Source organism: Streptomyces sp. NPDC004752, assembly GCF_053601275.1.
Map to the genome: position 1 here is coordinate 1 of NZ_JBSGBN010000152.1, position 22,829 is coordinate 22,829.

At 68.1% G+C, this 22,829-nt stretch carries 18 protein-coding genes and 8 pseudogenes; 12 read left to right on the forward strand and 14 right to left on the reverse strand.

Annotated features, from left to right (window positions below; translation table 11 throughout):
• Positions 1 to 66 precede the first annotated feature (66 nt).
• From ACWEKM_RS39640 to ACWEKM_RS39655, 4 genes and pseudogenes are all read right to left on the reverse strand, one after another.
• Positions 67 to 486: pseudogene (locus ACWEKM_RS39640) on the reverse strand (transposase family protein); the annotation flags it as partial.
• A gap of 30 nt (positions 487 to 516) precedes the next feature.
• Positions 517 to 2,049, reverse strand: coding sequence for an ISKra4 family transposase (locus ACWEKM_RS39645; protein WP_451626155.1), 1,533 nt, complete (start codon positions 2,047 to 2,049; stop codon positions 517 to 519).
• Positions 2,046 to 2,525, reverse strand: a complete 480-nt coding sequence (locus tag ACWEKM_RS39650) for a hypothetical protein (protein WP_451626156.1) — start codon at positions 2,523 to 2,525, stop codon at positions 2,046 to 2,048. Before ACWEKM_RS39650 ends, ACWEKM_RS39645 begins: the two co-directional genes overlap by 4 nt.
• Positions 2,526 to 2,755: 230 nt before the next feature.
• Positions 2,756 to 3,522 (reverse strand): annotated as a pseudogene (locus ACWEKM_RS39655) (leucyl aminopeptidase); the annotation flags it as partial.
• Between the two features lie 573 nt (positions 3,523 to 4,095).
• On the opposite strand from ACWEKM_RS39655, the gene ACWEKM_RS39660 reads away from it, so the two are divergent.
• Both ACWEKM_RS39660 and ACWEKM_RS39665 read left to right on the forward strand, forming a co-directional pair.
• On the forward strand, positions 4,096 to 5,286 hold the full coding sequence (locus ACWEKM_RS39660) for an alanine racemase (protein ID WP_451626170.1): 1,191 nt from the start codon (positions 4,096 to 4,098) through the stop codon (positions 5,284 to 5,286).
• Between the two features lie 436 nt (positions 5,287 to 5,722).
• The gene (locus ACWEKM_RS39665; protein WP_451626157.1) at positions 5,723 to 6,553 is read left to right on the forward strand and encodes a M55 family metallopeptidase; all 831 of its coding nucleotides are present in this window, start codon (positions 5,723 to 5,725) and stop codon (positions 6,551 to 6,553) included.
• Positions 6,554 to 6,753: 200 nt separating this feature from the next.
• On the opposite strand, the pseudogene ACWEKM_RS39670 reads toward ACWEKM_RS39665, so the two are convergent.
• Positions 6,754 to 7,246, reverse strand: a pseudogene (locus tag ACWEKM_RS39670) (IS6 family transposase); the annotation flags it as partial.
• A gap of 162 nt (positions 7,247 to 7,408) precedes the next feature.
• Here ACWEKM_RS39670 and ACWEKM_RS39675 point away from each other — a divergent pair.
• The 5 genes and pseudogenes from ACWEKM_RS39675 to ACWEKM_RS39695 form a co-directional block, all read left to right on the forward strand.
• Positions 7,409 to 8,203 (forward strand): putative hydro-lyase, encoded by a 795-nt coding sequence (locus ACWEKM_RS39675; RefSeq protein ID WP_451626158.1) that lies wholly within the window; start codon positions 7,409 to 7,411, stop codon positions 8,201 to 8,203.
• Between the two features lie 53 nt (positions 8,204 to 8,256).
• On the forward strand, positions 8,257 to 9,021 hold the full coding sequence (locus ACWEKM_RS39680) for a LamB/YcsF family protein (protein WP_451626159.1): 765 nt from the start codon (positions 8,257 to 8,259) through the stop codon (positions 9,019 to 9,021).
• Entirely contained in the window at positions 9,018 to 9,692 is a 675-nt protein-coding gene (locus tag ACWEKM_RS39685) for a 5-oxoprolinase subunit B family protein (RefSeq protein ID WP_451626160.1), read from the forward strand. The genes ACWEKM_RS39680 and ACWEKM_RS39685 overlap by 4 nt, the downstream gene beginning before the upstream one ends.
• Positions 9,689 to 10,561, forward strand: coding sequence for a 5-oxoprolinase subunit C family protein (locus tag ACWEKM_RS39690; RefSeq protein ID WP_451626161.1), 873 nt, complete (start codon positions 9,689 to 9,691; stop codon positions 10,559 to 10,561). Before ACWEKM_RS39685 ends, ACWEKM_RS39690 begins: the two co-directional genes overlap by 4 nt.
• Positions 10,562 to 10,604: 43 nt before the next feature.
• A pseudogene (locus ACWEKM_RS39695) lies at positions 10,605 to 10,751 on the forward strand (IS1380 family transposase); the annotation flags it as partial.
• Between the two features lie 284 nt (positions 10,752 to 11,035).
• On the opposite strand, the gene ACWEKM_RS39700 reads toward ACWEKM_RS39695, so the two are convergent.
• Positions 11,036 to 13,819 carry a SpoIIE family protein phosphatase gene (locus ACWEKM_RS39700; protein WP_451626171.1) on the reverse strand — a complete coding sequence of 928 codons (2,784 nt, stop codon included), beginning with the start codon at positions 13,817 to 13,819 and terminating at the stop codon, positions 11,036 to 11,038.
• Positions 13,820 to 14,034: 215 nt separating this feature from the next.
• Between ACWEKM_RS39700 and ACWEKM_RS39705 the strand changes: the two genes are divergently transcribed.
• Positions 14,035 to 14,382: a hypothetical protein gene (locus ACWEKM_RS39705; protein ID WP_451626162.1), complete on the forward strand. Its 348-nt coding sequence runs from the start codon at positions 14,035 to 14,037 to the stop codon at positions 14,380 to 14,382.
• Positions 14,383 to 14,525: 143 nt separating this feature from the next.
• Here ACWEKM_RS39705 and ACWEKM_RS39710 read toward each other — a convergent pair whose 3' ends face one another.
• Together ACWEKM_RS39710 and ACWEKM_RS39715 are read right to left on the reverse strand one after the other, a co-directional pair.
• Positions 14,526 to 15,074 (reverse strand): DUF5994 family protein, encoded by a 549-nt coding sequence (locus ACWEKM_RS39710; RefSeq protein ID WP_451626163.1) that lies wholly within the window; start codon positions 15,072 to 15,074, stop codon positions 14,526 to 14,528.
• A gap of 156 nt (positions 15,075 to 15,230) precedes the next feature.
• The gene (locus tag ACWEKM_RS39715) at positions 15,231 to 15,482 is read right to left on the reverse strand and encodes a hypothetical protein (RefSeq protein ID WP_451626164.1); all 252 of its coding nucleotides are present in this window, start codon (positions 15,480 to 15,482) and stop codon (positions 15,231 to 15,233) included.
• 219 nt (positions 15,483 to 15,701) lie between these two features.
• On the opposite strand from ACWEKM_RS39715, the pseudogene ACWEKM_RS39720 reads away from it, so the two are divergent.
• Positions 15,702 to 16,540: pseudogene (locus tag ACWEKM_RS39720) on the forward strand (IS5 family transposase).
• Positions 16,541 to 16,601: 61 nt separating this feature from the next.
• Positions 16,602 to 17,087, forward strand: a complete 486-nt coding sequence (locus ACWEKM_RS39725) for a DUF5994 family protein (protein ID WP_451626165.1) — start codon at positions 16,602 to 16,604, stop codon at positions 17,085 to 17,087.
• 192 nt (positions 17,088 to 17,279) lie between these two features.
• Here the strand turns inward: ACWEKM_RS39725 and ACWEKM_RS39730 are convergent, their stop codons facing one another.
• On the reverse strand, positions 17,280 to 17,705 hold the full coding sequence (locus tag ACWEKM_RS39730; RefSeq protein WP_451626166.1) for a DUF5994 family protein: 426 nt from the start codon (positions 17,703 to 17,705) through the stop codon (positions 17,280 to 17,282).
• Positions 17,702 to 17,944, reverse strand: a pseudogene (locus ACWEKM_RS39735) (hypothetical protein); the annotation flags it as partial. The gene ACWEKM_RS39730 and the pseudogene ACWEKM_RS39735, both read right to left, overlap by 4 nt.
• Positions 17,945 to 18,179: 235 nt before the next feature.
• On the opposite strand from ACWEKM_RS39735, the gene ACWEKM_RS39740 reads away from it, so the two are divergent.
• The gene (locus ACWEKM_RS39740; RefSeq protein ID WP_451626167.1) at positions 18,180 to 19,088 is read left to right on the forward strand and encodes an IS5 family transposase; all 909 of its coding nucleotides are present in this window, start codon (positions 18,180 to 18,182) and stop codon (positions 19,086 to 19,088) included.
• On the opposite strand, the gene ACWEKM_RS39745 is transcribed toward ACWEKM_RS39740, so the two are convergent.
• The 3 genes from ACWEKM_RS39745 to ACWEKM_RS39755 all read right to left on the reverse strand — a co-directional run bounded on the left by ACWEKM_RS39745 (position 19,054) and on the right by ACWEKM_RS39755 (position 21,941).
• Positions 19,054 to 19,554, reverse strand: coding sequence for a hypothetical protein (locus ACWEKM_RS39745; protein WP_451626168.1), 501 nt, complete (start codon positions 19,552 to 19,554; stop codon positions 19,054 to 19,056). The genes ACWEKM_RS39740 and ACWEKM_RS39745 overlap by 35 nt on opposite strands.
• Before the next feature lie 666 nt (positions 19,555 to 20,220).
• Positions 20,221 to 21,405, reverse strand: a complete 1,185-nt coding sequence (locus tag ACWEKM_RS39750; RefSeq protein ID WP_451626169.1) for a N(5)-(carboxyethyl)ornithine synthase — start codon at positions 21,403 to 21,405, stop codon at positions 20,221 to 20,223.
• A gap of 368 nt (positions 21,406 to 21,773) precedes the next feature.
• Positions 21,774 to 21,941, reverse strand: coding sequence for a hypothetical protein (locus ACWEKM_RS39755; protein ID WP_451626172.1), 168 nt, complete (start codon positions 21,939 to 21,941; stop codon positions 21,774 to 21,776).
• A 58-nt stretch (positions 21,942 to 21,999) separates the two neighbouring features.
• On the opposite strand from ACWEKM_RS39755, the pseudogene ACWEKM_RS39760 reads away from it, so the two are divergent.
• Positions 22,000 to 22,356: pseudogene (locus ACWEKM_RS39760) on the forward strand (aldo/keto reductase); the annotation flags it as partial.
• Between the two features lie 189 nt (positions 22,357 to 22,545).
• Here the strand turns inward: ACWEKM_RS39760 and ACWEKM_RS39765 are convergent.
• Positions 22,546 to 22,829, reverse strand: a pseudogene (locus ACWEKM_RS39765) (transposase); the annotation flags it as partial.

Sequence of the window (22,829 nt, forward strand, 5' to 3'; positions counted from 1 at the left end):
GGCCTGGGATTACGCCGCCGACATCAGTCGGCCTCCTTTCCGCGCAACCGCTCGCTGCGTGCGCCTTCGTGTCGCACTCTGGTCGTGCATCCGGCCCGGCCGCTCGGCTCCGGACCACAGAGTGCGGCCCTGCCCGTCGCTGATCGTCGTGGTCTTGATCGTGTTCTGCTTCCGCTTGCCCGAGACAAACGCGCGGCGTCCCGGCCGGCCCGCCTTCGGGCGCCTGACCTGGGTCTCCATCCCGTCGATGCGCAAAGTCACGCCTTCAGCGCCCGCGTAGGCGAACACGTCCTCCAGCGTGCGCAGCCGCAGACCGGGCCGGTCAGGGACAGCGAACCCGCGCTCGGCCGGCAGTGGACGGACCTCGCCGACCGCCCGTCCGACGGTGGAGGATCCGACCTCGTAGATCACGGCCGGGGCCTGGTGAGTCAGGCCGGTCCGCACGTGCACGAGAGTCGCCAGGACCCGGTCGGTGAAAACGAGTTGGGTGTGCATCTTCTGAGGGTGTCTGTGTGATCAGGCGGTGAGTATGAGGGTGCTGCGGTAGCGGCCCTGGTGGTTGCGGGTGTACTCCTGTTGTTCGTGCCAGGCCCAGTAGGCGTCGAAGTCGCCGTTGGTGCGCAGGGCGCGGAGTTTCAGGACGGCTTCGGCGCCGGCCAGGCCCCAGCGGGCCCCGGTGATGTCGAGGCGGTCCTTTACCAGGTGGCGGCATGCGCCTTCGATGATTCCCGTCGCGATGGGCCAGCCGGCGGCCAGCGCGGTGTCGTAGCGCAGGTAGTCGGCCTTGTTGGTGAGGTAGGCCACGGCGTCGTCGATGCCCTTGTTCCCGCCCGGGGCGATCCCTGCGTTGGTGGCGGCCGTTGTGATCGTCTCGGCTGCGGTCAGGGCGTCTCCGGCCAGGATGGTGCGGGCGGTGCGGGCGACCCATGCCTCGATGTCCTTGCCGCCGCCGGGGTGCAGGGCGTGTGCGGCGCTCCACAGGTATTCCAGGACGTGGATGATGTCGATGACGATGTGCACCTGCACGTCGCGGGCGGCGGCCTGCTCGTTGATCAGATCGATCTGGTGGGGTGCGCCGTCCACGAGGGCCACCCAGGTGCGCCGGTGGTCGGGGTCACGGTGTTCGGCCTGGTCGAACACGGCGGTGATGACCTCGGAGCAGGTGTCGTTCAGCGATCCGGTCAGCCACTTGGAGCGGGCCCTGGGTCCATTGCTCCGGCCGGCGGTGTCCTGCTCGCCGGTGTCGGGGTCGGCGATGATGTCGTCGACGGTGCGCACCGCGGGTTCGGCGTCGTAGACGGTTCCGAGGGTGGCCATGCGCTTTCGGCCGTTCTTCTCCCCTGCTGACAGGCGTTTGTCCAGCTTGTTGCCGCCTTTGGCCGCGGCGGCTCTCGCGGTGGCCTCCCGCAGGGCCTCCGGCCTTATCACCACGCCCTTGCCGTCGGCCGACATCACCAGCAGCGTGGCGTCCGTGCACGGCTCGGGCACGAGGGCGGCATAGAAATCGTCGACGTCCGTGGCGGCGGCGACGGTGAGCTCGCCGGCCTGCCGCGGGCCGATCCCGGCGCCGGTCAAGGTGTTGACGCGCTCGACCGCTTCGGCGAACGAGCCCCGGGATGCCTCGATCGCGACCTGTTTGGCCAGGCCGTGCGAATGCATCCCGGCCGGCAGGTTCAGCGCCGCATCGGCCGGGTGCAGATCGGGCACGGCGTCGCCGCGGTAGGCGATCCGGCCGACGGTCACTTTCCCGAACACCGTGGACAGGATCCGCCGCCGGCCCCGCTCGATCCTGGTGCGCTCCCGGCCGGCGGCGTCCACGACCTGCTCGATGCGCTGCTCGGTCAGCTCCCGCAGCCGCAGATGGTCCTGATACAGCTGCCGCGTCACCTCCCGCATGTCCGCACCCAGCACCTCCTCCAGCTGCGAGTGCGTCAACGAACCGGTCTCCACGGACTGCATCCGGGCACTGACCTGCTCGAACAAGCCCCGCGAGGCGGCGAACGCGGCCTCCGCTGCCGCCAGATCCCCGCCGAGCACGCCGCCGCTCACCGCGCACCGGCCCGACAGGCCAGCGCGAACAACCCCGGCTCCACCTCGGCCAGGATCCCCCGCCCGACCAGTTTCTTCAGCTTGCCACGCATGCCCTCGGTGTGGTTCGCCTCCGTACCCAACCCCACCCCGACGCACACGTCCTTGCAGCGCAACGGCCCGGACGCCTCAGCGAACACGATCAGGATCCGCCGATACGGCCCGGAGGTCACCGTCGTGTCCCCGGCCGCCTCGGCGGCCATCAGTAACGGCACCAGTTCCGCCAACTGCGGCAGCACCGCCGCGTCCACATCCAGCACCACCCCCGGCGGCACCGCCGGGCCGACAGGTGAGGACAACACCTCCTCCACCGTCTCCCGCGTGATCCGCAGTCGCACCAGCTGCTCCTCGGCCGCGGCCAACTCCGCGGTCAACACCTCCAGCCGCGCCCGCACCTCGGCCGCGGACGCCCGGACCTCGTCTTCCCTGGCCTGCAAGGCAGCCATCAACGACGGCACAGAGACACCCACCCTCGCTCAACGCCTGCCCACCACAGCCGGGCTCGACACCGCGAGGCTAGGAACCAGCAACCCCCGACCGATGCCCAAACCCTGGCGAATCACCCCAACGAGGCACCCTCACAAGATGTGCACCCAACTCAAAATGGCAACACCCAATTTGCACAACATGCCCTTGTGTGCCAGGCGTTCGGGGATGGAAACGCCCATCAAGCCAGCTCGCCCGCTGAAGCGTGCTCGGCCAGGGCGACCAGGGTGCGCACGGCGGTGGCGGTGCCGCCCTTGGGGGTGTAGCCCAACGGCGCGCCCTCCTTGAAGGCCGGGCCGGCGATGTCCAGGTGGACCCAGGTGATGCCGTCGGCGACGAACTCCTTGAGGAACAGGCCGGCGGGCGGGCCGCCGCCCTTGCGCTCGCCCATGTTGGCGATGTCGGCGACGGTGGAGTCCATCGGCTTGCGCAGGTGCGCGGGCATCGGCATGGCCCAGGCGGGCTCGCCCTCGGCCTCGGCCAGCTCCGTCACCGTGCTGCGGAAGGCGTCGTCGTTGCCCATGACCGCGAAGGTGCGGCTGCCCAGCGCCGTCATCATGGCGCCGGTCAGGGTGGCGACGTCGACGATGTAGTCCGGCTTCTCCTCGCCCGCGCGGACGATGGCGTCCGCCAGTGCCAGGCGGCCCTCGGCGTCGCCTCGACGGTCTTGCCGCCGTACATGCGCAGCACGTCCCCGGGGCGGGTGGCGGAGCCGGAGGGCATGTTCTCAGCCAGTGCCAGCCAGCCGGTGACGTTGACCTGGAGGCCGAACTTGGCGGCGGCGAGCACGGAGCCGAAGACGGCGCCGGCGCCGGCCATGTCGCACTTCATGGTCTCGTTGTGGCCGGCCTGCTTGAGGGAGATGCCGCCCGGGTCGTAGGTGATGCCCTTGCCGATGAAGGCGAGCGAGGCCTTGGCCCTCGGGTGGGTGTAGGCGATCTTGACCAGGATCGAAAAGACAACAGCTTCTGACCAGCATCTCGCCTGCGGCCCTCAAGGTCCTGCCCGATCCAGCCGTCACCCGATCGGTGCCCACGCTGAAAAGGCTCAATGACTCGCTGGTCAACTGCAGCCCCTCGCTACGCGCCCGGTCCACCAGCATCGCGATCAACTGCTCGTCCCTCCTCGCACTGGACACCTCGGTCGGCTCCTCGACAGGCGTCGACTCCACGGCGGCATCGGTCATCACGAACCTCTTCCTTGATCATCAGATCCGTCGTTGGTTAGACACTCCCAAACACCCACAGGTTTTTCGGTCGACCGTACGAAGCAGCCCGCGGCGCTTTCCCATAACGTCTTCGTGCATAAAACAACACGTTGCCCTGTTTAACAGCCGAGTGTTCAGCCACTTTGGGAGGAGTCGCGTATGGACCCGCGTCTACTGTTCGTTCATACCGGTCAGACGAGTCAGCGCCTGGGGCCTCCATGGCGAGGCGGTGTGCCAGCACGAGTGGCCGGTGGTGCTCCTGCGGCGTCGTGGGAGGGTGAGGAGGCGTGAGCGCTAGGGACACCGGTTTGGACGTGGTGAAGCAGCCCCGGCCCGTTCGAAACGTCTTCGACGAACTCCCTGCCATGCCGCTACTGCTGGTGAAACAGGCAGCGCTCAGGAACAACCTGGCGCAAATGCGCGCGTTCACCGAGGCGCATGGTGTCGAACTCTCACCGCACTGTAAAACCCACATGAGCCCGGAGCTCTGGAGGATGCAGGAGCTCTCCGGCGCGGCGGCATGCACCGTCGCCACGGTGGCGCAGGCGCAAGCTTTTGCCGCAGAGGGCGTGCGGCAGTTCATGATCGCCAACCAGGTCGTCGATCGAGGCGACCTGGAGGTCCTGGTGGCGTTGCGTCGACGCTATCCGGACCTGGCGGTAAGCGTCTTCGTCGATTCTCTGCGCGGGGTGGAACTGATGGAGGCAGCGCACCACGAGATTGCTGTCGATCTTCCACCACTTCCCGTTTTGGTGGAATATGGGCTGGGCGGCTGGCGCTCGGGCTGCCGCACACGGGACCAGGTCCTCGAGGTCGCGAGAGCCGTTACGGCTGCGCAAACCGTTCACCTTGCCGGATTGGCCGGGTACGAAGGCGTCCTGTGGCCGCTTTCGGCGAGTGTGCGTCCGCTCGCTGTGAATTCCTACTTGGACGATGCGGTTGACATCGTCCGAAAACTCGACGCTGAGGGGCTCCTCGGAGCCCGTGCGATCGTGACTTTCGGCGGTTCCGACTTGTATCCGGCGGTTGTCGAACGGGTGCGAAACGCCTTGCCTCCAGACACGATCCGTGTCGTCCTCCGCAGCGGCTGCTATCTCGTGCATGATCATGGCAAATACGAGCAGGCGCAGACTCAGGTTCCGGCCGGTATCGCCAAACCTCGATTTGAGCCCGCCCTCGAAGTTTGGGCGTCGGTGCTCTCAATTCCGGAAAGCGGCGTGGTTGTGGCCGGGTTGGGTCGGCGGGACGTATCCTACGACGCGGGACTGCCCGTACCCATCGCGCGCCGCGCGGTTGGCCAGATCACCCCGCTGAACGGCGCGACTGTCCGGGCACTATATGACCAGCACGCGATCCTCGCCGTCAGCGACGACCGCGTCGAGGTTGGCGATGCGCTCGCCTTCGGAATCTCCCACCCCTGCACGACCTTCGACAAATGGCGGACGGCGACACTCGTTGATGCGGACTACTCGGCCGTGGACACGATACGTACTCTCTTCCCGTAGCCGTTGGCGTCACCCACCGCGTCCTGCTCGACCAGTACCGAGGCGTCGGTCCACCCGAGAATCAGCTGAAGACCCAACCTGCGCCCAAGCTCGTGATCGAGGAACCGGTATCCGACACTCCAACTTCATCGAACAGCCCCTTCGGTGAGATCCGTCGCTGGGTGAAGGTCATTGGCCGCTTCCCACACGAGACCGGCTGCGTCAGCCTCGTGTGGGAAGTCCGCGGCCGGTGGCCTTACACCAGTTGTCGCGGTCTCACCGTCAGTCCAGGACCTGAGTTCGGCCTACCGGAGCGGCAAACACGCGTTCAACCTCCATTGAGCTCGCCTTATGGCACTCTCAATGAAGCCGCCTACATCAATCCCACGAACTTCCGCGTCGAGCCCCTATGTCACAGCTCCGCGGACGTGGCCATCAAGATTGAGGAGTACGCACAGTGCGGATCTACATCAGCGCGGACATGGAAGGCGTCACAGGGCTCGTCGACGCTGACGACGTCCAGCCCGGCGGTCGAGACTACGAGCGGGGACGGCTGATGATGGCGGAGGACGTCAACGCTGCCATCCGGGGCGCGGTCACGGCAGGCGCCACCGACATCATCGTCAACGATGCGCACGGCCCGATGCGCAACCTCCTTCCGGAGGCCCTGCACCCGGCAGCCCGCCTCATCCGCGGCAAGCCCAAACACATGGGCATGCTCGAAGGCCTCACCCCCGAGCACGACGCCATGATCTGCGTCGGCTACCACTCCCGGGCCGGCACGCTCGGGGTGCTGAGCCACAGCTTTATGGGCCACGAGATCGAAGACATGTGGCTGGACAACCGACCGGTGGGCGAGATCGGCCTGGCCCACGCCACCGCGGCCGCCATCGGTGTGCCGATGGCGGCCCTCACTGGCGACGACTGTTCCTGCGTAGAGCTGGCGGAGTGGGATGCCGACGTTACTACCGTGGCGGTGAAGTACGCGCGGGACCGATTCGCGGCTGAGTTGCGCCCAGCCAACGAAGCCCGCATGGAAATTCAGGAGGCGGTCGCCGCCAGTCTCTCCGCACAACCGGCGGCCGCAGCGGTACCGTCGGGCCCGGCCGCCCTCACCGTCCGTTGGCAGTCGGCCTCAGTGGCCTCCGCCCTTCTGGGAATACCAGGTGTCACCTCGACAGACGCGCGAACCGTCCAGGCCCAGGGCACTCTGCCCAGCCTCTACCGGCAGTTCGGAGTGTGGATGCGGGTGGCAGCTTCGCTGACCAACCAGTCACCGTACTGCTGACCGTTGCGAAGGTTTCTCGGCAGAGAACTGCTCTCCCTGCTGCCATAAACGGTCCCGGCACAGGCCAAGCACGCAACAATGCAGTGTGTAGGACCGCGGCTCCGACAGTCACCCTGTACTCCATTGCCCTGCTGGCGATCAGCTTCCTCGGTTGAGGGTATGTCGGGGTGTGGGGGGCCTGTGGGGGTGCTGTCTTCAGGCTGCGGCGGCGTGCCGGTGATCTGGTTCCAGACGGTGAAGCGGTGGTGCATCTCGGTGCGGTAGCCGGTGGCGGTCATCCGGTGGCGGCGGGGCCGGGAGTGCGGTGAGATCTGACTGAACACCGACAGGAATCTCTGGGTTCTGCCGACGGAGCGAAAGCCCTTCATCGCGCGTTCGCGCTGCCTCGTCGGCTGGTGACTGTTCTCGGCCTGGTTGTTCAGGCCCTTGTGAGAGCGGTGCTCGACCGAGGGTGGCTACGGCGGCACCATTTGGGACGGCCCGGCGCTGCTTCTTCATCAGCTTGGCCATGAACCGTTTCGCGGCCGCGTCGCGCTGGGACTGCACGAGGACGCCGAGGATGCTGTCGTCCTGGTCGACGGCCCGCCACAGGTAGTGCCGGACCCCCTTGATCTTCACGAAGGACCTCGTCGAGGTGCCATGTGTCCTCGGCTGGCGGCGGCGCAGCGCTGCGGCGTACTGGGGCACGAATCGGCGGTCAAGGCTACCGACCGGTACCACGGTCTCCGTGCGTATGAGGCACGCGAGTCGGGGCCAGGGCAGCGCCGCGGGCAGACGGCGCCGGACGCCGTCGGCAGGCGCCGGTGATCGCAGGGCTGGGAGCCGATCGGGCTCCCCGTGACGAAAGGACCATCGATGACTAGTGTCTCCGCACTCGGCGCTCTGACTCCCGAGCAGGCGCGATCCCGGTTCCGCGAAGGCATCGAGGCGCCCACCACGGGATGGTGCGGCGGCTACACCCAGGTCAACCTGATCTCGGTACCGGTGGACTGGGCCTACGACGTCCTGCTCTTCTGTCAGCGCAACCCCAAGCCCTGTCCTGTCCTTGACGTCACGGACGCGGGTTCCTGGTCGACCCCCCTGGCGCCCAGCGCCGACCTGCGCACCGATGTCCCCCGCTACCGCGTATGGGAGAACGGCAAGTTGGTCGACGAGCCGTCCGATGTCGTCGGCGTATGGCGGGATGACCTGGTCACCTTCCTGATCGGCTGCAGCTTCTCCTTCGAGGCCGTTCTCACGGAGGCGGGCATTCCACTGCGCCACGTGGCTCAGGGCCGCAATGTCGCCATGTACAAGACCAGCCTGGAGTGCCGGCCCGGTGGCCGGCTCGGAGGGTCCCTGGTCGTCTCTATGCGACAGGTGCCTGCCGCTCTCGTGTGCACCGCGACCCGGGTCACCGCCCTCATGCCCGCCGTCCACGGAAGCCCCCTGCACGTGGGCGACCCCGCCGAGGTCGGCATCGCGGACCTGGCTCGTCCCGACTTCGGCGACCCAGTCGAGGCCGAACCGGGTGACGTGCCGGTGTTCTGGGCATGCGGAGTGACGCCTCAGGCGGCCCTGATGGCGTCGAAACCGCCCTTCGCTCTTACCCATGCGCCCGGATACATGCTGATCACAGACGCCCGGGACTCGGACTACCGAGTCGCATGACCGTGCAGTGGTACCTGGTACCAGGTGGACTGTTCCAAGGAGACATGACAGCGATGACAGACATCGTGATCGACCTCAACGCCGACCTGGCGGAGGGCTACGGCCGATGGTCACTAACCGACGACGAGGCGATGCTGTCCGTCGTGACCAGTGCAAACGTTGCCTGCGGCTTCCACGCCGGGGATCCGAGCATCATGCGCCGGGTCTGTGACAGGGCGATCGAGTGCGGGGTGCGGATCGGCGCCCAGGTCTCCTACCGCGATCTGGCCGGCTTCGGCCGTCGCGCCATGGACGTACCCGCGCGGGAACTTGCCGACGAGATCGCCTACCAGATCGGCGCACTTCAGGTGTTCGCCCGAGCGGCCGGATCTGACGTCGCCTATGTCAAACCGCATGGAGCCCTGTACAACCGCGTGGTGTCGGACCGTGAGCAGGCCGCGGCCGTGGCCGCAGGCATACGGCTCGCGGGGCCTGAACTCCCCGTCCTGGGCTTGCCCGGCTCCGCCATGCTCCAGCAGGCCGAAAGCGTCGGCCTGCCCAGCATCGAAGAGGCTTTCGCCGACCGTGCCTACACGGCGCAGGGAACTCTGGTCTCCCGTGAGGTCTCCGGCGCAGTGATCAGCGATGTCGATCAAGTCGCCCGGAGGGCCGTCACCCTGGTACGGGACGGATACCTCAAAGCCCTCGACGGTACCGCCCTGGTGGTGCGCGCACGCTCGCTGTGCCTGCACGGGGACACCCCTGGAGCGGTGGAACTCGGCAGGCGTGTGAACGCGGCACTGCGGGAGGCCGGAGTCAGGGTGGAGGCGTTCGTATGAGGCTCAAGCCGGTCGGAACGGATTCGCTTCTCGTCAACCTGTACACACCGGAGGAGGCGCAGGCCTGGCACCACCTGCTGACAAAGCGGCACACCTCGGGAACCCTCCCCGCGGTGCGCGAGATCGTGCCCGGTGAAAGGACCGTGCTCCTGTATGGGGTCACGGATGTCAGGGCCATGGAGGCGGAGTTGCGGCAGTGGTCCGTCCCGGCCCTGGACGCCGAGAGCGGGCCGCTCGTCGAGATCCCGGTCCGCTACGACGGAGCGGATCTCGGCACGGTCGCGGACCTGTGGGGTGTCACCGAGGCAGAGGTGGTCCAGATCCACAGCTCAGTCGAGCACAGGGTCGCCTTCTGCGGATTTTCCCCGGGATTCGCCTATATGTTGGGGCTGCCAGAGACCTGTCACGTGCCCCGCAAGGCGGAACCGCGCACAGCTGTCCCAGCTGGTTCCATCGCGCTTGCCGGCCCCTACACAGGTGTCTACCCGCGCGTCTCTCCCGGCGGCTGGCAGCTGATCGGCAATGTCGATGTGCGCCTGTGGGACATGGACCGCGAGCCGGCCGCCCTCCTCGCTCCGGGCATGCGGGTGCGCTTCGTTCCCCAGCCGGTGCCGGCGCGCATCACGGGCGCCGATCGCGGCACGATGAAGGCGGAAAGGCACTGCGCATGAACAGCGGGAAGATGGAAATCATACGGGCCGGGGCGCTCACCACCGTTCAGGATCTGGGCCGCTTCGGCCACGCGGCAGTCGGCGTCCCGCGATCGGGGGCACTCGACCAGTCGGCCCACTGGCTGTCGAATCATCTGGTGGGCAACCCAGCCGATGCGGCGACCCTGGAGACTACGCTGACCGGTGTGGCCGTACGCGCCGACCAGCCCGCGGTCGTGGCCGTGACCGGGGCACCCGCCTCCGTACAGGTCGACGGAAAGCCTGCCGCGTGGGCCGCACCCGTGTACGTGCCCGCCGGTGCGGTGCTGGAGGTGGGCCCCGCCGCCAGTGGCCTTCGCAGCTACGTGGCCGTCGCCGGGGGTTTCGCCGTCCCCCAGGTCCTCGGCAGCCGCTCCACCGATCTCCTCTCCGGCCTCGGTCCCGCTCCGTTGCGGGACGGCGACATCCTGCCCGTAGACGAGGCGGCTGGCCGTCCCCTCCATTCGGACACGACGATATGGGAGGCACCGCCCCAGGAACTCGTGCTCCCCATCCTGCTCGGTCCTCGGGACGACTGGTTCACCGCGGCCGGTCTGGAGACCTTCTCCGGCACCGGTTTCCTGGTCTCCTCCAAGAGCAACCGCATCGCGCTGCGGACAAACGGACCCGCACTGGAGCGCGCCGTGCACGAGGAGATGGCCAGTGAGGGCATGGTGGTGGGAGCCGTCCAGGTCCCTCCCGACGGCAGGCCCGTGATCTTCCTGGCAGACTGCCCGACCACAGGCGGCTATCCGGTCATAGGCGTCGTGCCCGAGCGCAGTCTCAGCGCGGCAGCCCAGGCTCGCCCGGGCCTGCCGGTCCGATTCCTACCGACCCGTCGCCGGAACTGACGCGCCGGGCGGGTGAGGCAGATGAGTGCGGCGCTGTGGCGCTAAGCTCCGCCTGCGACTGTTCTCCGCCGCCGCCCAGCTCGTGAACACCGGACGCCGCCAATGGCTCCGTTTCACCGCCCGATGGCCCTGGACCGACATCATCACCCACGCGATCGGCAGGCTCCACATCCTCCCGAACCCCATCTGACCAGCCACTTCGACCATCCCCACAACCCGCATCACCACTCGGCGAAGTGGAACCCGGCGCCCACCCAACGCGAAAGCCGGGCCCTCAACCTGCCCCCAACCCGGAAAAGAACCCACCACACCGACACAAAGTCCCCGTCAGCAAGCTGACGGGGACTCAGGAACGATCGAGGCTAGGCTCAGCGACCTTCACAAACAGACCTCAAAACCGACCGGTGGATCAAGGTTGCACTCCAGTTGCACTTCGCTATCGCCGCTGGTCAAAGGCTGGTTTCTGAGCACCTGCTAGAGATCGGCCCACTGGTCGAGAAGGTGCTCTGCCAGGTCGGTGCCGGGCTCGCGCTGACCGTTGTGGAGGGATTGTTCGGCCCAGATCACTTTTCCGCGCGGCAGGTAGCGGGTGCCCCATCTTTCGGCGAACTGGGCGACGAGGAACAGTCCGCGGCCGCCCTCGTCGGTGGTGGCCGCTTGCCGTAGGTGCGGTGAGGTGCTGCTGCCGTCGGAGACCTCGCAGATCAGTGCGCGGTCGTACAGCATGCGGACCCGGATGGGTTGCCTGCCGTAGCGGACGGCGTTGGTGATCAGCTCACTGAGGATGAGCTCGGTGGCATATCCGATCCCCTCCAGCCCCCAGCCGTCCAGGGTGCGTGCGCAACCGGAGCGGATCGGGCCTACGGCGGCCGGATCGGAAGGCACTTCCCATTCGGCGACTCGGTCCGGGGCGAGCAACCTGGTACGGGCCACAAGCAGCGCGACGTCGTCGCGGGGACGGCCAGGCAATACGGCGTGCATCACGGCAGCGCAGGTCTCCTCTGGGTCGAGGTCTGCACCGGTGGTTAGAGCGGAGCGGAGTAGCTCCAGGCCGGTGTCGATGTCGCGATCGCGGTCTTCGATGAGCCCGTCGGTGTACAGCACCAGGCGCGACCCTTCCGGCAGGGTCAGCTCGACTGTCTCCACTGGCAGGCTGCCGGCGGTGCCCAGCGGTGGAGAGACGGGCACGTTGGGGAAGGAGACGGTGCCGTCAGGGAGCACAAGGGCCGGCCCGAGGTGGCCTGCACTGGCCACCGTGGCCCGTCCCGCAACCGGATCGTAAAGCGCGTACAGGCAGGTGGCGCCTGTGACGCCGCCACCCTCGCCGTGTCCGTCGCCGTCGCGACTGCCACCAGCTGTCGCATCGCTGTCAATCCGGCTCACCAACTCGTCCAAGTGCGCCAGAAGCTCGTCAGGAGACAGGTCGAGCACCGAGAAGTTGTGGATCACAGTGCGCAGCCGGCCCATGGTGGCGGCCGCATGCAGACCATGGCCGACGACATCCCCTACGACCACCGCCACCCGCGCACCCGGCAGTGGGATGACGTCGAACCAGTCACCGCCCACCCCGTCCCGTGCGGGCAGGTAGCGGTAGGCCACATCAAGAGCGGACTGCTCGGGCATCCCACGAGGCAGCAGGCTGCGTTGCAAGGTGACAGCCATCGTGTGCTCACGGCTGAAGCGACGGGCGTTGTCGACAGCCACCGCGGCGCGGCCCACCAGCTCTTCGGCGATCGAGACGTCCCCCTGTTCGAACCGCTCCGCCTCCCCGGACCGCAAAAAGGTGGCCACTCCCATCAGCACACCGCGCGCACGCAGCGGCACCACGATCATCGAATGCATGCCGAAGGCGACGAACTGCCGGGCCCTTTCAAGATCGTGCTCCTGCCATCCGGGGCAGGTGGGCATGTCGGCCTCCAGCACCTGCAGCACCGGCTCCCCGGTGCCGAAGCCGACCGCCTGCGGTGTGGCCGGGCCGAACTCGATGAGACGTCCGACCGGGTGTAGAGGGTGCTCCTCCCGAATGCCGCTGACAGCCGTGCGACGCATCGTCGTGCCGACTGGCTCACCACCCTGGAGCACCGCTTCGACAAGGTCCAAGGTCGCGTAGTCGGCGAACCGGGGAACCACGAAACGTGTCAGCTCCTCGGCAGTCCGCACTACATCGAGGCTCGTGCCGATCTCCGTCCCCGCGTCACACAGCAGTCCCAGACGACGCTGCGCCGCAGCGGCTTTGCCCGACAGGGCCCGCAACTCGGTCGTGTCGCGGACCGTCACGACGCTCCCGGCCCGGCCGCCGTAGGGGGCGGTCTGCCGCGCGTTCGCCACCAGCAGACGATCGCCCGCTGCGAAGACCTCGTCGTTGGTCACCCGGCCGGAAACCAGCAGCTCGGTGATGGGCGGGGACAGACCCAGGTCGGCGACGTTGCGCCGTTCGGCGTCTGCGGGCAGGGCCAGCAGGCGCCGCGCCTCGTCGTTGGCGAGGTGCAACCGCCCGTCGCAAGCGACGATGAGCACACCCTCCCGTACTGCGTGCAGCACCGCGTCGTGATGCTCATACATACGCCTCAGCTCGGCGGGCTCCAGACCGTGCGTCTGCCGCCGCAGCCGACGGCCCACCAACGCCGTCCCAGTTGATATCAGCACTAGCGCGCCACCAGCGGAACCAAGGAGAACCGGAAGCTGTTGCACCACCCTCGCATTCACGTGCTTGACCGTGATTCCCACCGACGACAGTCCGACAACCTTGCCGTTTGTGTCGAAGATGGGAACGGTCGAATCTACGGTCAGCCCTACGGGCGTGGTGGCCGTGAGGGTCTGGGCATGTCCGGCAAGTGCTTCCGCATATGGACCCATGATATGCTTTCCGATCAGATGTGGGTTGGGGTGGGTCCAGCGGATGCCGGCCGGGTTGTACACGACGATGTAGTCGACCCCCGACCTCTTGCGCGCCTCCTCCGCGCGTGGCTGCAGCAAGGCGCTGGGGTGGGCAGACTTCACGGCGGCCAGCGCCCCCGGGGCATTGGCGAAGGTTTCGGCAGCCACGAGAGTGCGCTTCCTCGCCTCCTGCAAGCTCGACCTCTGAGCCTGCAGCACGAGAGCAGCCAGGGCGCCCAACACGAGCAGCACCACAAGCACCAGCTGCAACACGAACACCTGCCCCGCGACACTGTGCGGGAGTAGCGGGAAGCGAGGCGGTTGCCCCGACGGCGACTCGGCAGGGTCCCCCCGTATCGACGACGAGCCAAAGCACCTCATCATGGGGCATTCCTACCATTGGCCGCTTTCTCATGTCGACATGCATCGGCCATGCAACCACCCGGATCCGTATCATCAGCGTGTGATCAGGGATGCAACACCGAAGGTCCTTGCATCCCCGGCTCAGTACGGGTGGAGTGCGTCGTACCGCTGGATGCCCACCGAAACCGGGCCCTGCCCGGCCTGCCCGCCAGCACCTGCCTGCCCTCGATGATATGCGGCTTCACCCCCTTGGCGTCGGTGAAGCGGGATCGGTTGTCACCGATCTCGGCGAACACCCGGGCGCCGCTGTGTTCTCCTCCGTCTACGAGGTCATCCGGGTCGCCGCCGAGGAAGGCATCAAGGCCGAAATCCAGAAAGACGGTCCGCTGCACGTGGCCACCAACGCCGCGCAGGAGCGACGGCTGCGTGAACGGCTGCCGATGCTGCGCGCCGAGGGCTGGGGCACGGACGACCCGATCGAACTCGACGGCGACCAGCTCGCCGACCGGGTCCGCGTCGCCGACGCCCGCGGCGCCCACTGGAGCCCGCACTGCGCCCGCATCCACCGGCCAAGTTGGTGAGGTTCTCGCGGGAACCGGGCGAGGCGGAATGGCGGAATGCTTCGCCGTGTGTTCCGGAGTTGCATGGCCCGGCACCGTGCGGCCTTTCCGCCTCCGGCGACGGTCCGTGTCAACGCGGTGGCCACGCGATCCGGGCCGCCTCGTTACGGCCGGGGCGGCGCATATGGCCGCAGCTCCGCCGCCAGCCGGTCGGGCCGTCCGGTGTCGGCGTCGGCCGATGCGGAGGGGGCGTCGACCAGTTCCGCCGTCATGAGAGCGGTCGCGGTCGACTGCGGGGCGGTGCTCGCGCTGGCGGCGGCCATCAGCCGGGCGGTCGACGGGGCGCTGGCCTCCGGGGGTATCACCAGGAGATCCCAGCGGCCCGACGTTCCGGACAGCAGCAGGATCTTGTGCGGGTCCAGCTCCGTGGTGAACCAACCGACCTTGACCACATGGCCGTTGACGAAAATCCGTTGCGGGATGATCGGCCAGTAGCGGGGGTTGACGGCGATACGGGTGATCCGCCCCCACAGCGGGTCCAGTACGTCGGCCAGCGCGGGGAGTTCGTGGCTCAGGTCACGGGAGCGGGGCCACCAGGCGCCGTCCAGCTCGACCTGTCCCGGGGAGGGGCTCACGGGTTTGAGGGCGAGGCGTGCGGTCGGGGCCCTGAAGGGCACGGCGCGCGGCGAGGGATGTTCGGTGATCGCGGACATCGTGCGAACCCGTCTCCGAACCCCTGCGCGTGAGCAGTTGCCCGGTGCCGTTGCTCACCAGGAACGACACCGGTATCGGGGCCGGTGCGCGAAGTGCTCCCGATGGGTTCACGCTACTCCCCGAAGAGGCCGAATGGACCGCTCCCGGAGATCCCCTCACTTCCGGCGGCCGTCCTTGCCCGAGGAGCGGCTGGTCTGCAGCCAGGACCGCGCCGGTTCTGCCGCGCTGGTGGTGTCTACAGTGAGCTCGAGGCGGGTCCCTCCCTCGGCATCCGCGGGATAGCTGCGCTGTTCTGTCGTGGCGAAGCAGTGACGGAGAACCTCCGCGACCCGGCGAGCGACCTCGGGGGAGGCGGCGACGATACGTACGTCGGCGTGTCCGTCGGGGGGAGTTTCCGTAGGCTGCATGACGACCTCGTCGTTCCCGCATGTGCATGGATCCGTGGACTGGATCTTTCACCCTACTCCGGCCCGTGTGACCAGCGAGCTTTCCGACTGCTGCGGGCCGCGGAGTACCGTGGAACGAGTAAGAGCTCGCGTAGATAGGCGCAGTGGAGCACCCCGGGAGTGGAACAGGCACAGGGCCTAGTGATCATGGAGTTGCGACGCTCTGTGATCGGGAGACCTGTGCCTCTACTGCCACTATGGCTGACTGAACCCTCTGGGACCAATTCGCGGCGCTGCTGCCCCAGCGGCCGGTCTACAATGCCCACACACTGGGCTGCCACCGCCCGCGGATCAGCGACCGGATCATCTTCGACAAGCTGCTCCAGCTCCTCCGCTTCGGCTGCTCCTACCAAGCCATAGCGGACACCACCTGCTCAGCCACCACGATCCGCAACCGCCGTGATGAGTGGATCCGACTGGGCGTCTTCGCCCAGCTGCGGCACATTGCCTTGGAGACGTACGACCGAATCGTCGGCCTCGTCCTGGACCAGATCGCCATCGACGGCTCGATCACCAAAGCACCCGGAGGCGGAGAAGCCGCCGGACGCTCACCGGTCGACCGAGGCAAGCAGGGCCTCAAGCGCTCATGTATGACGGACGGTTATGGAATTCCGCTGGGCCGGGTCCTGGCCGGAGCCAACTGCCATGACTCGCCGCTGCTCGCCCCGACCCTGGACCTGCTGGACGACCTCGACCCGCTGCCCGACGACATCACGGTGCACCTGGACGCCGGCTACGACTCGGGCAAAACCCGCACCGCCCTCGACGCACGCGGACTGCGAGGCCGGATCGCACACAAGGGCGAGAAGGCCCCCATCCAGGCCACCCAGCGCTGGCACGTAGAGCGCACCCATGCCTGGCAGAACGCCTTCTACCGGCTCGCGCACTGCTACGAACGCCGCACCAGCGTCATCAACGCCTTCCTCGACCTTGCGGACGCCGTCATCACCGTCCGTAGCACCATCCGCCGCGCCTGGACCACCTACCGCTGGGACTACCGCCCCGCCCGACGACCATGACACCACGCCTATCTGCGCGAGCTCTAAGTCACTCCGTATTCCTCGCAGACAGGCGAGTGTCATGTCCGACTCCGGTTCCCCGCGTGTGATCAGGCTCCTGCCGGACGCCGTCCACCAGGCGGTGAAGCCGGGGACGACTGTCGTACGGCTACAGACCACGCATGACCGGCGGGGCGTTCTCGACGGGGCGTGGTGGCCGTGCTCCCGTGATATCGCAGCCGAGCTTCCCGCCCTGATCTCCGCACTGACCGAGTACCTCGGGCCGCTCATGCGCGTCGGCCTGGACGCCGGAGCCTGGGACGCGCTGCCGACGCGACTGCTCGTCGACGACCGCGTCGTCCATATCGACTCCTTCCCGGTCGGCGACGACACCGTCCTCGTCACCAGGGGCGATCAGGACTACTTCTCCCTCCTTGTCATCCCGCCGCACGCGACGCCTGAGGCGGCACGCACCGCGATGGCTGATGCCGTCCGCGCCGACAACATCACGCGAGCCGAACAGATCCTCATCGACACCGGTACCGACCGGGTAGCGCCGAAGACTTGACGCCGGTCAGCTAAGGCAGCCATCGTGCCAGTCGGGTGCCGGCGCCGGGATGAACGTGCTGTCGAAGGCGCCCGGCGATGATCGGTGCCGCGAACGGGTCCGTACAACATCGGCAACTCTGTCCGCGCTGGGCAGCGCAGTCCGCACCGGACCGCTCGCCGCACGCCTTGACCCCCGCCCGGACACACAAGATCAACATCGAGGCTTCTTCACAGCCTCTCGCGCCTGACCGTCCGCCCCGGCAACCATGAGCAGTTCCGCGGCCTCCTCGGTCGTATTCGGTGGCACGACCGTCAGGTCCCAGCGCCCCTGGCCGGGCGCGAGAAGGACGATGGTGTGCGCGGCGGATGCCGTGAGGGTCCTGTGCAGCCTTACGACCTGGTTGGAGACGAGCATCCGGCCGGGCACCGCAGACCAGGTCGCCCCGTTGACCGTGACGCTGGTGATATGGCCCCACGCGCGCGGTAACCCGGCGAGCAGTCGGGGTAGTTCGGCGAGCAGGTCGTATGAACGGGGCCACCACGCTCCATCGATGGCGCGGGGCATGCCGCCGCGAGGTGCCAGGCGCAGGCGCAGGAGGGGATGGGACGGAAGCGGGGGTTGTAGTGCGGTGGTCATGAGAGCTCCTGCCAACTGCCGTACATGGACGAATGGTTGATGTCAGCGCGGCGGGCGGCGACGCGGGCCGGACTCGGCCGACGGACGTCGTGCACCCAGCCGAGGCGTTCGAGGAGGCGGATGACGGCGGCCGATGGCGCGAGCCGGCCGCGGTCGACCCCGTGGCGGGCGCTGGTGAGGTCAGCGTGGTGGCGGTTGTGCCCGCTCTCGCCGAACGAGAGCAGGGCGAGGGCGAGGAGGCACAGCGCCAGGAAGGGGGACGTCCCTTTCGTAGCCCTGGGGCAGCGGGACGGTATGACCGTCGTGGACGTGGTCGGACTGAGAAGCCGTTATCAAAGCGCTCTTGCGGTGTGAGGGTCGGACGGGGGTTCGGGCCTGCTCCCGTTCGGTTGATCGCCAGCCGGCCCGCGCATGAGGGAGGGGCCTCCTGCACAGCTCGGAGATGTCGAGTCCACGAGCACCAGGAGGCCCCAGGTGTCACAGTCTTCCGCGGCAACGGCGCCGACGTCCAACTCCGGCGTGTCGCCCTGTGATTGTCTTGCGCACCGGTTCGGCAACGCCGCCGACCACGGCGACCGTGAGCGCTGCTATCCCAGCGACCTGACCGACGCGGAGTGGGCCGCTGTCCGCGACGCGCTGCCGATGCCGCGCTGGCTGGAGGGTAGGGGAGGCCGGCCGGAGTCCTACTGCCACCGCACCATGCTCGATGCCGTGTTCTACCTGGTCGACAGCGGCATCAAGTGGCGCGCGATGCCCTGCGACTTCCCCGTCTGGCAGGCCGTCTACCGCTTCTTCCGCCGCTACCTGGCCCAGGGCCTGCTGAGCGAGCTGCACGACCGGCTGCGCCGCAGGGTGCGCGTGCAGGAGGGCCGCGACCCGGAGCCCAGCGCGGGGATCATCGACTCCCAGTCGGTCAAGGCCGACGCCGTCGTGGGCGCCGACTCACGCGGCTTCGACGGCGGCAAGAAGATCAACGGACGCAAGCGCCACCTGGTGGTCGACTGCCTCGGACTGCTGCTGGCTGTGATGGTCACCGCCGCCTCGGTCACCGACCGCGACGCCGCGAACGCACTGCTGCCGCGAACGCGGGCCCGGTACTTCCGCCTAAAGTTGATCTGGGCCGACGGCAGCTACAGCGGCGCCCTGGTGAAATGGGCCGCGGCCGCACTGAAGCTGGTCCTGGAGGTGGTCAAGCGCGCCGAGAACACGGTGGGGTTCACGGTACTGCCACGCCGCTGGGTGATCGAGCGCACCAACGGGTGGCTGCTGCGCACCCGCCGCCTGGCCCGCGACTACGAGCGCACCACCGAGGTCGCCGAGGCGATGGTCTACTGGTCGATGACCGCGCTCATGACCCGCCGCCTGGCCGGGCGACGGCGCTGAACCGGCCGTCCGCCTCCTTGGCCAGCCAGCCGCGCTCGGCCATCCGCCGCGCCTTGGCCCGCACCCGCTCCACCCCGGCCGCCGAGGTCTCCCACTCCAACCGGCCAGCGATCTGACGGCAGTTCAGCGGCCCGGCTCCCTCCCGCGATGCCGCCTCGAGCGCACCGATGATCCGCTCGTAGTCCGCCGCAAGCACCGTCGGCCCAAGCCCCGGCCGCCACTCGGGCACGATCGTGCCCGGCGCCGCACCGGCGGTCCGCACCCCGCCGTCCGGCGGCGGATCATCCTCCGCGCGCGCCTCGGCCAGCGCCGCCGCGAACTCCTCCTTCGCGATCACAGCCCGCTCGCAGGCCCGCTCGGCCTCGGCGAGCGCAGCCGCAGCGCGCTCCGCCTCCCCGCGGCACTCCTCAAGTCGCTGACGCGCACTCAGCTCCCGGTCCTCCAGCAGCCCCATAGGCGACGGCATCCGGCCCTCCAGCGATGCGACGACACAACGCCGATATCCCTGCCACCCACCCGCCGACACCAAGCCCGACCAGCGGAAATCAAACAATCACGCCCGGATTGATAACGGCTTCTGAGCGGCACACGTGACTCCTCGGCCTGGATGCGGATGGCGCGGCCGGGCTCACGGGCTGCCCTGTGAGGACGGGTGGCGTGGTGCGGAAGGAGGGTGGGCCGGTAGACCCGAACACGAGGCGACGACCCGGGGCGGGCCAGTCCCAGTTCCGGCATACGGAAAGTCCTCGTGCTTCCGGGGCCATACTCCCGCCCGTGTCACAACCGCGTGTGTTCGCAAGCGGCATCGCGTTGACGCGGGCCGACACCGGGCGTTGATCGGCTGCACGGCTGAGGGCCATGCCGCTCCGCACATCCGGCACGACGCGCAGGAAAGCGCACTTGATGATGTACGAGCAGACGCGCGCCCCACAGTCAGCGGACCAGCCCTGCGGCGTCACAGGATGCCGCGCCCCGGATCCGGGACCGCTGTTCCCGTCGGACGAGCAGGACAAGATCGCCGAGTGTCTCGGAGGTCTACGGACGAGCCGGATTCGCACTCCTCCGCGAGGTGCCCGCCACGCGGCGGCTCGGACAGTGGTCGGAGGACGGCTGAGCACCGGATGCCCTGCCGCTACGGCCGCGACGCCGCCCAGGTCTGGGTCTCCTCGTGGGCGTGCGGGTACTTTGCGGTGCGGTGCTGGAAAGCGAGCACCTTGGGGTTTTGGACGACGCCACGGCGGATCTCGATGGCGTGCCGGATCGTGTCGTCGGTGTCCCAGCCGTCGGGGCCCTGGAGCACGACGTCCAGATAGGGCAGAAGGGCCTCGCTGTTCTCCCAGGTCGCGGAGTTCCACAGGTATGAGGGGCTGTGGTCCACCGCGTAGTACCTGACGTGGTCGCCGACGGTGAACATCGGGTCGTTGAAGGTGGTGGGCCGGGCCCAGTCGAAGCCCATGCCCTCGTCGCAGGAGACGTCGATGACCAGGGTGCCCGGGGCCAGCTTGGGCAGGTCCTCGTCTATCAGGAACATCAGCGGCGCGGCGGGGTCCTGCAGCACACAGTTGACGATGATGTTGTGCCCGGCGAGGAACTCGGCCAGCGGCAGCGGGCCGTCCTCGGTGAGGGCGATGCTGCGTCGCGGGTCGAGGGTGTCGTCGGCCTTGTCGTGGTCGAAGTGGACGATCCGCGCGGAGTAGATGGGGGAGCTGACGGCGGTGACGCCACGCGCGGTGAGCACGTCCACGTCGTGCACGCCCAGGGCGCTGAGCGCGGTCACCGCCCCGCGGGCGGTCGCGCCGAAGCCGATGACGACGGCACGCTGCCGCCGCCCGTAGTCGCCTCTCACGCCAATCAGCTGCATGGCGTGCAGGACCGAGGAGTACCCGGCCAGCTCGTTGTTCTTGTGGAAGACGTGCAAGTTGAAGGCGCCGCTGCGGGTCCAGTGGTTCATCGCTTCGAAGGCGATCAAAGTCAGCCGCCGGTCGATGGCGGTCTGGGTGAGCCTCTCGTCCTGGACACAGTGCGGCCAGCCCCACAGGACCTGACCCTCGCGTAGTTCCGCCAGGTCCTCGTGGAGCGGTTTGGCCAGCAGGATGACATCGCAGTCGGCGATGAGTTCCTCGCGCGTGCGGAAGCCCGCGATGAGCGGGGCGAGTCTGCTGTCCGGGACGCCGAAATGCTCTCCGTAGTTTTCCTGGAGGTAGATGCGCCTGCGGAGACCGGCGTCGATGCGGCCGAAATGAGCGGGGTGAACGGGCAGACGATGCTCGTTTTCCTTGCGGGTCTGCGACATGATTCCGAGCGTGAGCTGCTGCAAAATTCCCCTTTGGTTGCTCCCTGTCTAGCACACCGGGGCAATCCGGCAGCCGGTCGCGACGGGCGGGGCCAGGGGGGAGCCGGGTCCGGGCGACATACGCGTGGCCCCGTGCGCTTCCGGGCGGCGGCATCCGTCTCTGCGGCGATCGGGTCGCACGGTGCTGGTCAGCTCTGTCGGGTGCGGCCTCGGTCGCGCGGGCCTGAAGGGCGCTACGGCCCGACGACAAAAAGCAATTCCCGTGAGAACGCGTGCCGGAGGACGTCCGGCACCACGCAGATGAGAAGGCCGATTGGGCTGTCCCGCTGTTCTCCCATCCCGCCAAGCCCGTCGGCGAATACGGGTCACGTCCCCTGTGATGGTGTAGGCGATCAATCGTCCGTAGCGTTCGGAGTGTTGGGGAGTGCATGGGTGGTGTGGTCGGCGTGTTCGGCGGCGTAGATGGCCGTCATGCTGCCTTCGGACAGGTAACGGCGGGGGAAGGCGATCCATTCGTCGTGCATTTCGCTGAGCACGGCGGTGACCAGCCGCCCGCGCACACCCGCACGGTGATCGCCTACACCATCACGCGGGACGCCATCCGAATACGACGTCACCGACGTGCGCAACGTCGACCCCCGCTGGCAGCCCGACAACTTCGAGAAGAACGTCGAGGTAGTGGGCAAGCTCGGCGACCTGGCCGCGACCAAGGGCGTCACCGTCTCCCAGCTGGCCCTGGCCAGGCTGCTCACCCGGGGCGATCACGTCGTGCCGATCCCCGGCGCCCTCAGCCTCCAGCGCATCGAAAAGAACGCCGCCGCCCTTCCTTACGAACACCACCCGGGGCCTCGGCCCGAGGGCCCCGGCAGCCCAGCGCACCTGCTACCCGGAGTCAACAGGCGAATCCGTCACCGCACGAAACCACAGACCAGGACAACGATCAGACTCGGAACAATGTCCTGCTCCACTGCCTAACCCTGCGGGGCGGCCCGTCGCGCTGCCAAGTATTCGGACCAGTTCCCGCCGGCGAGGGTGGCCCAGCGTTCGGCTGTCTTGGGGTGGATGCCGAGCAGGTCGGCGATGACCATGGGCGGCAGGTCTACCAGGGCGGGTCTATCAGGAATTAGGCTCTGGCCCGTAGTCGGTGGTGACGCCGGGTAGCGGTCAGGGTAGGAGGATGCGGTGGCGGAGGAGGCCGGATCCGGCTCGTCCGTGCATCTGTCGCATGATCCTCTTGGTGCGGGTGTTGACGCCTTCGGTGCGGCCGTTGTGGCAGGGCAAGGTGAGGCCGGCGTTCACGGCGGGCCGGTCGATTTCGAGGCCGTTGGTGAAGCTGCGCAGGCGGGGGCAGGTTGACGGCGCGGACGGCCGTGATCCAGGCGGTGAGTTTCGCGTCGTTGCCCGCGGCCGGTTTCAGCAGGGTTGCGAAGCCGCGTATGAGATCGGCG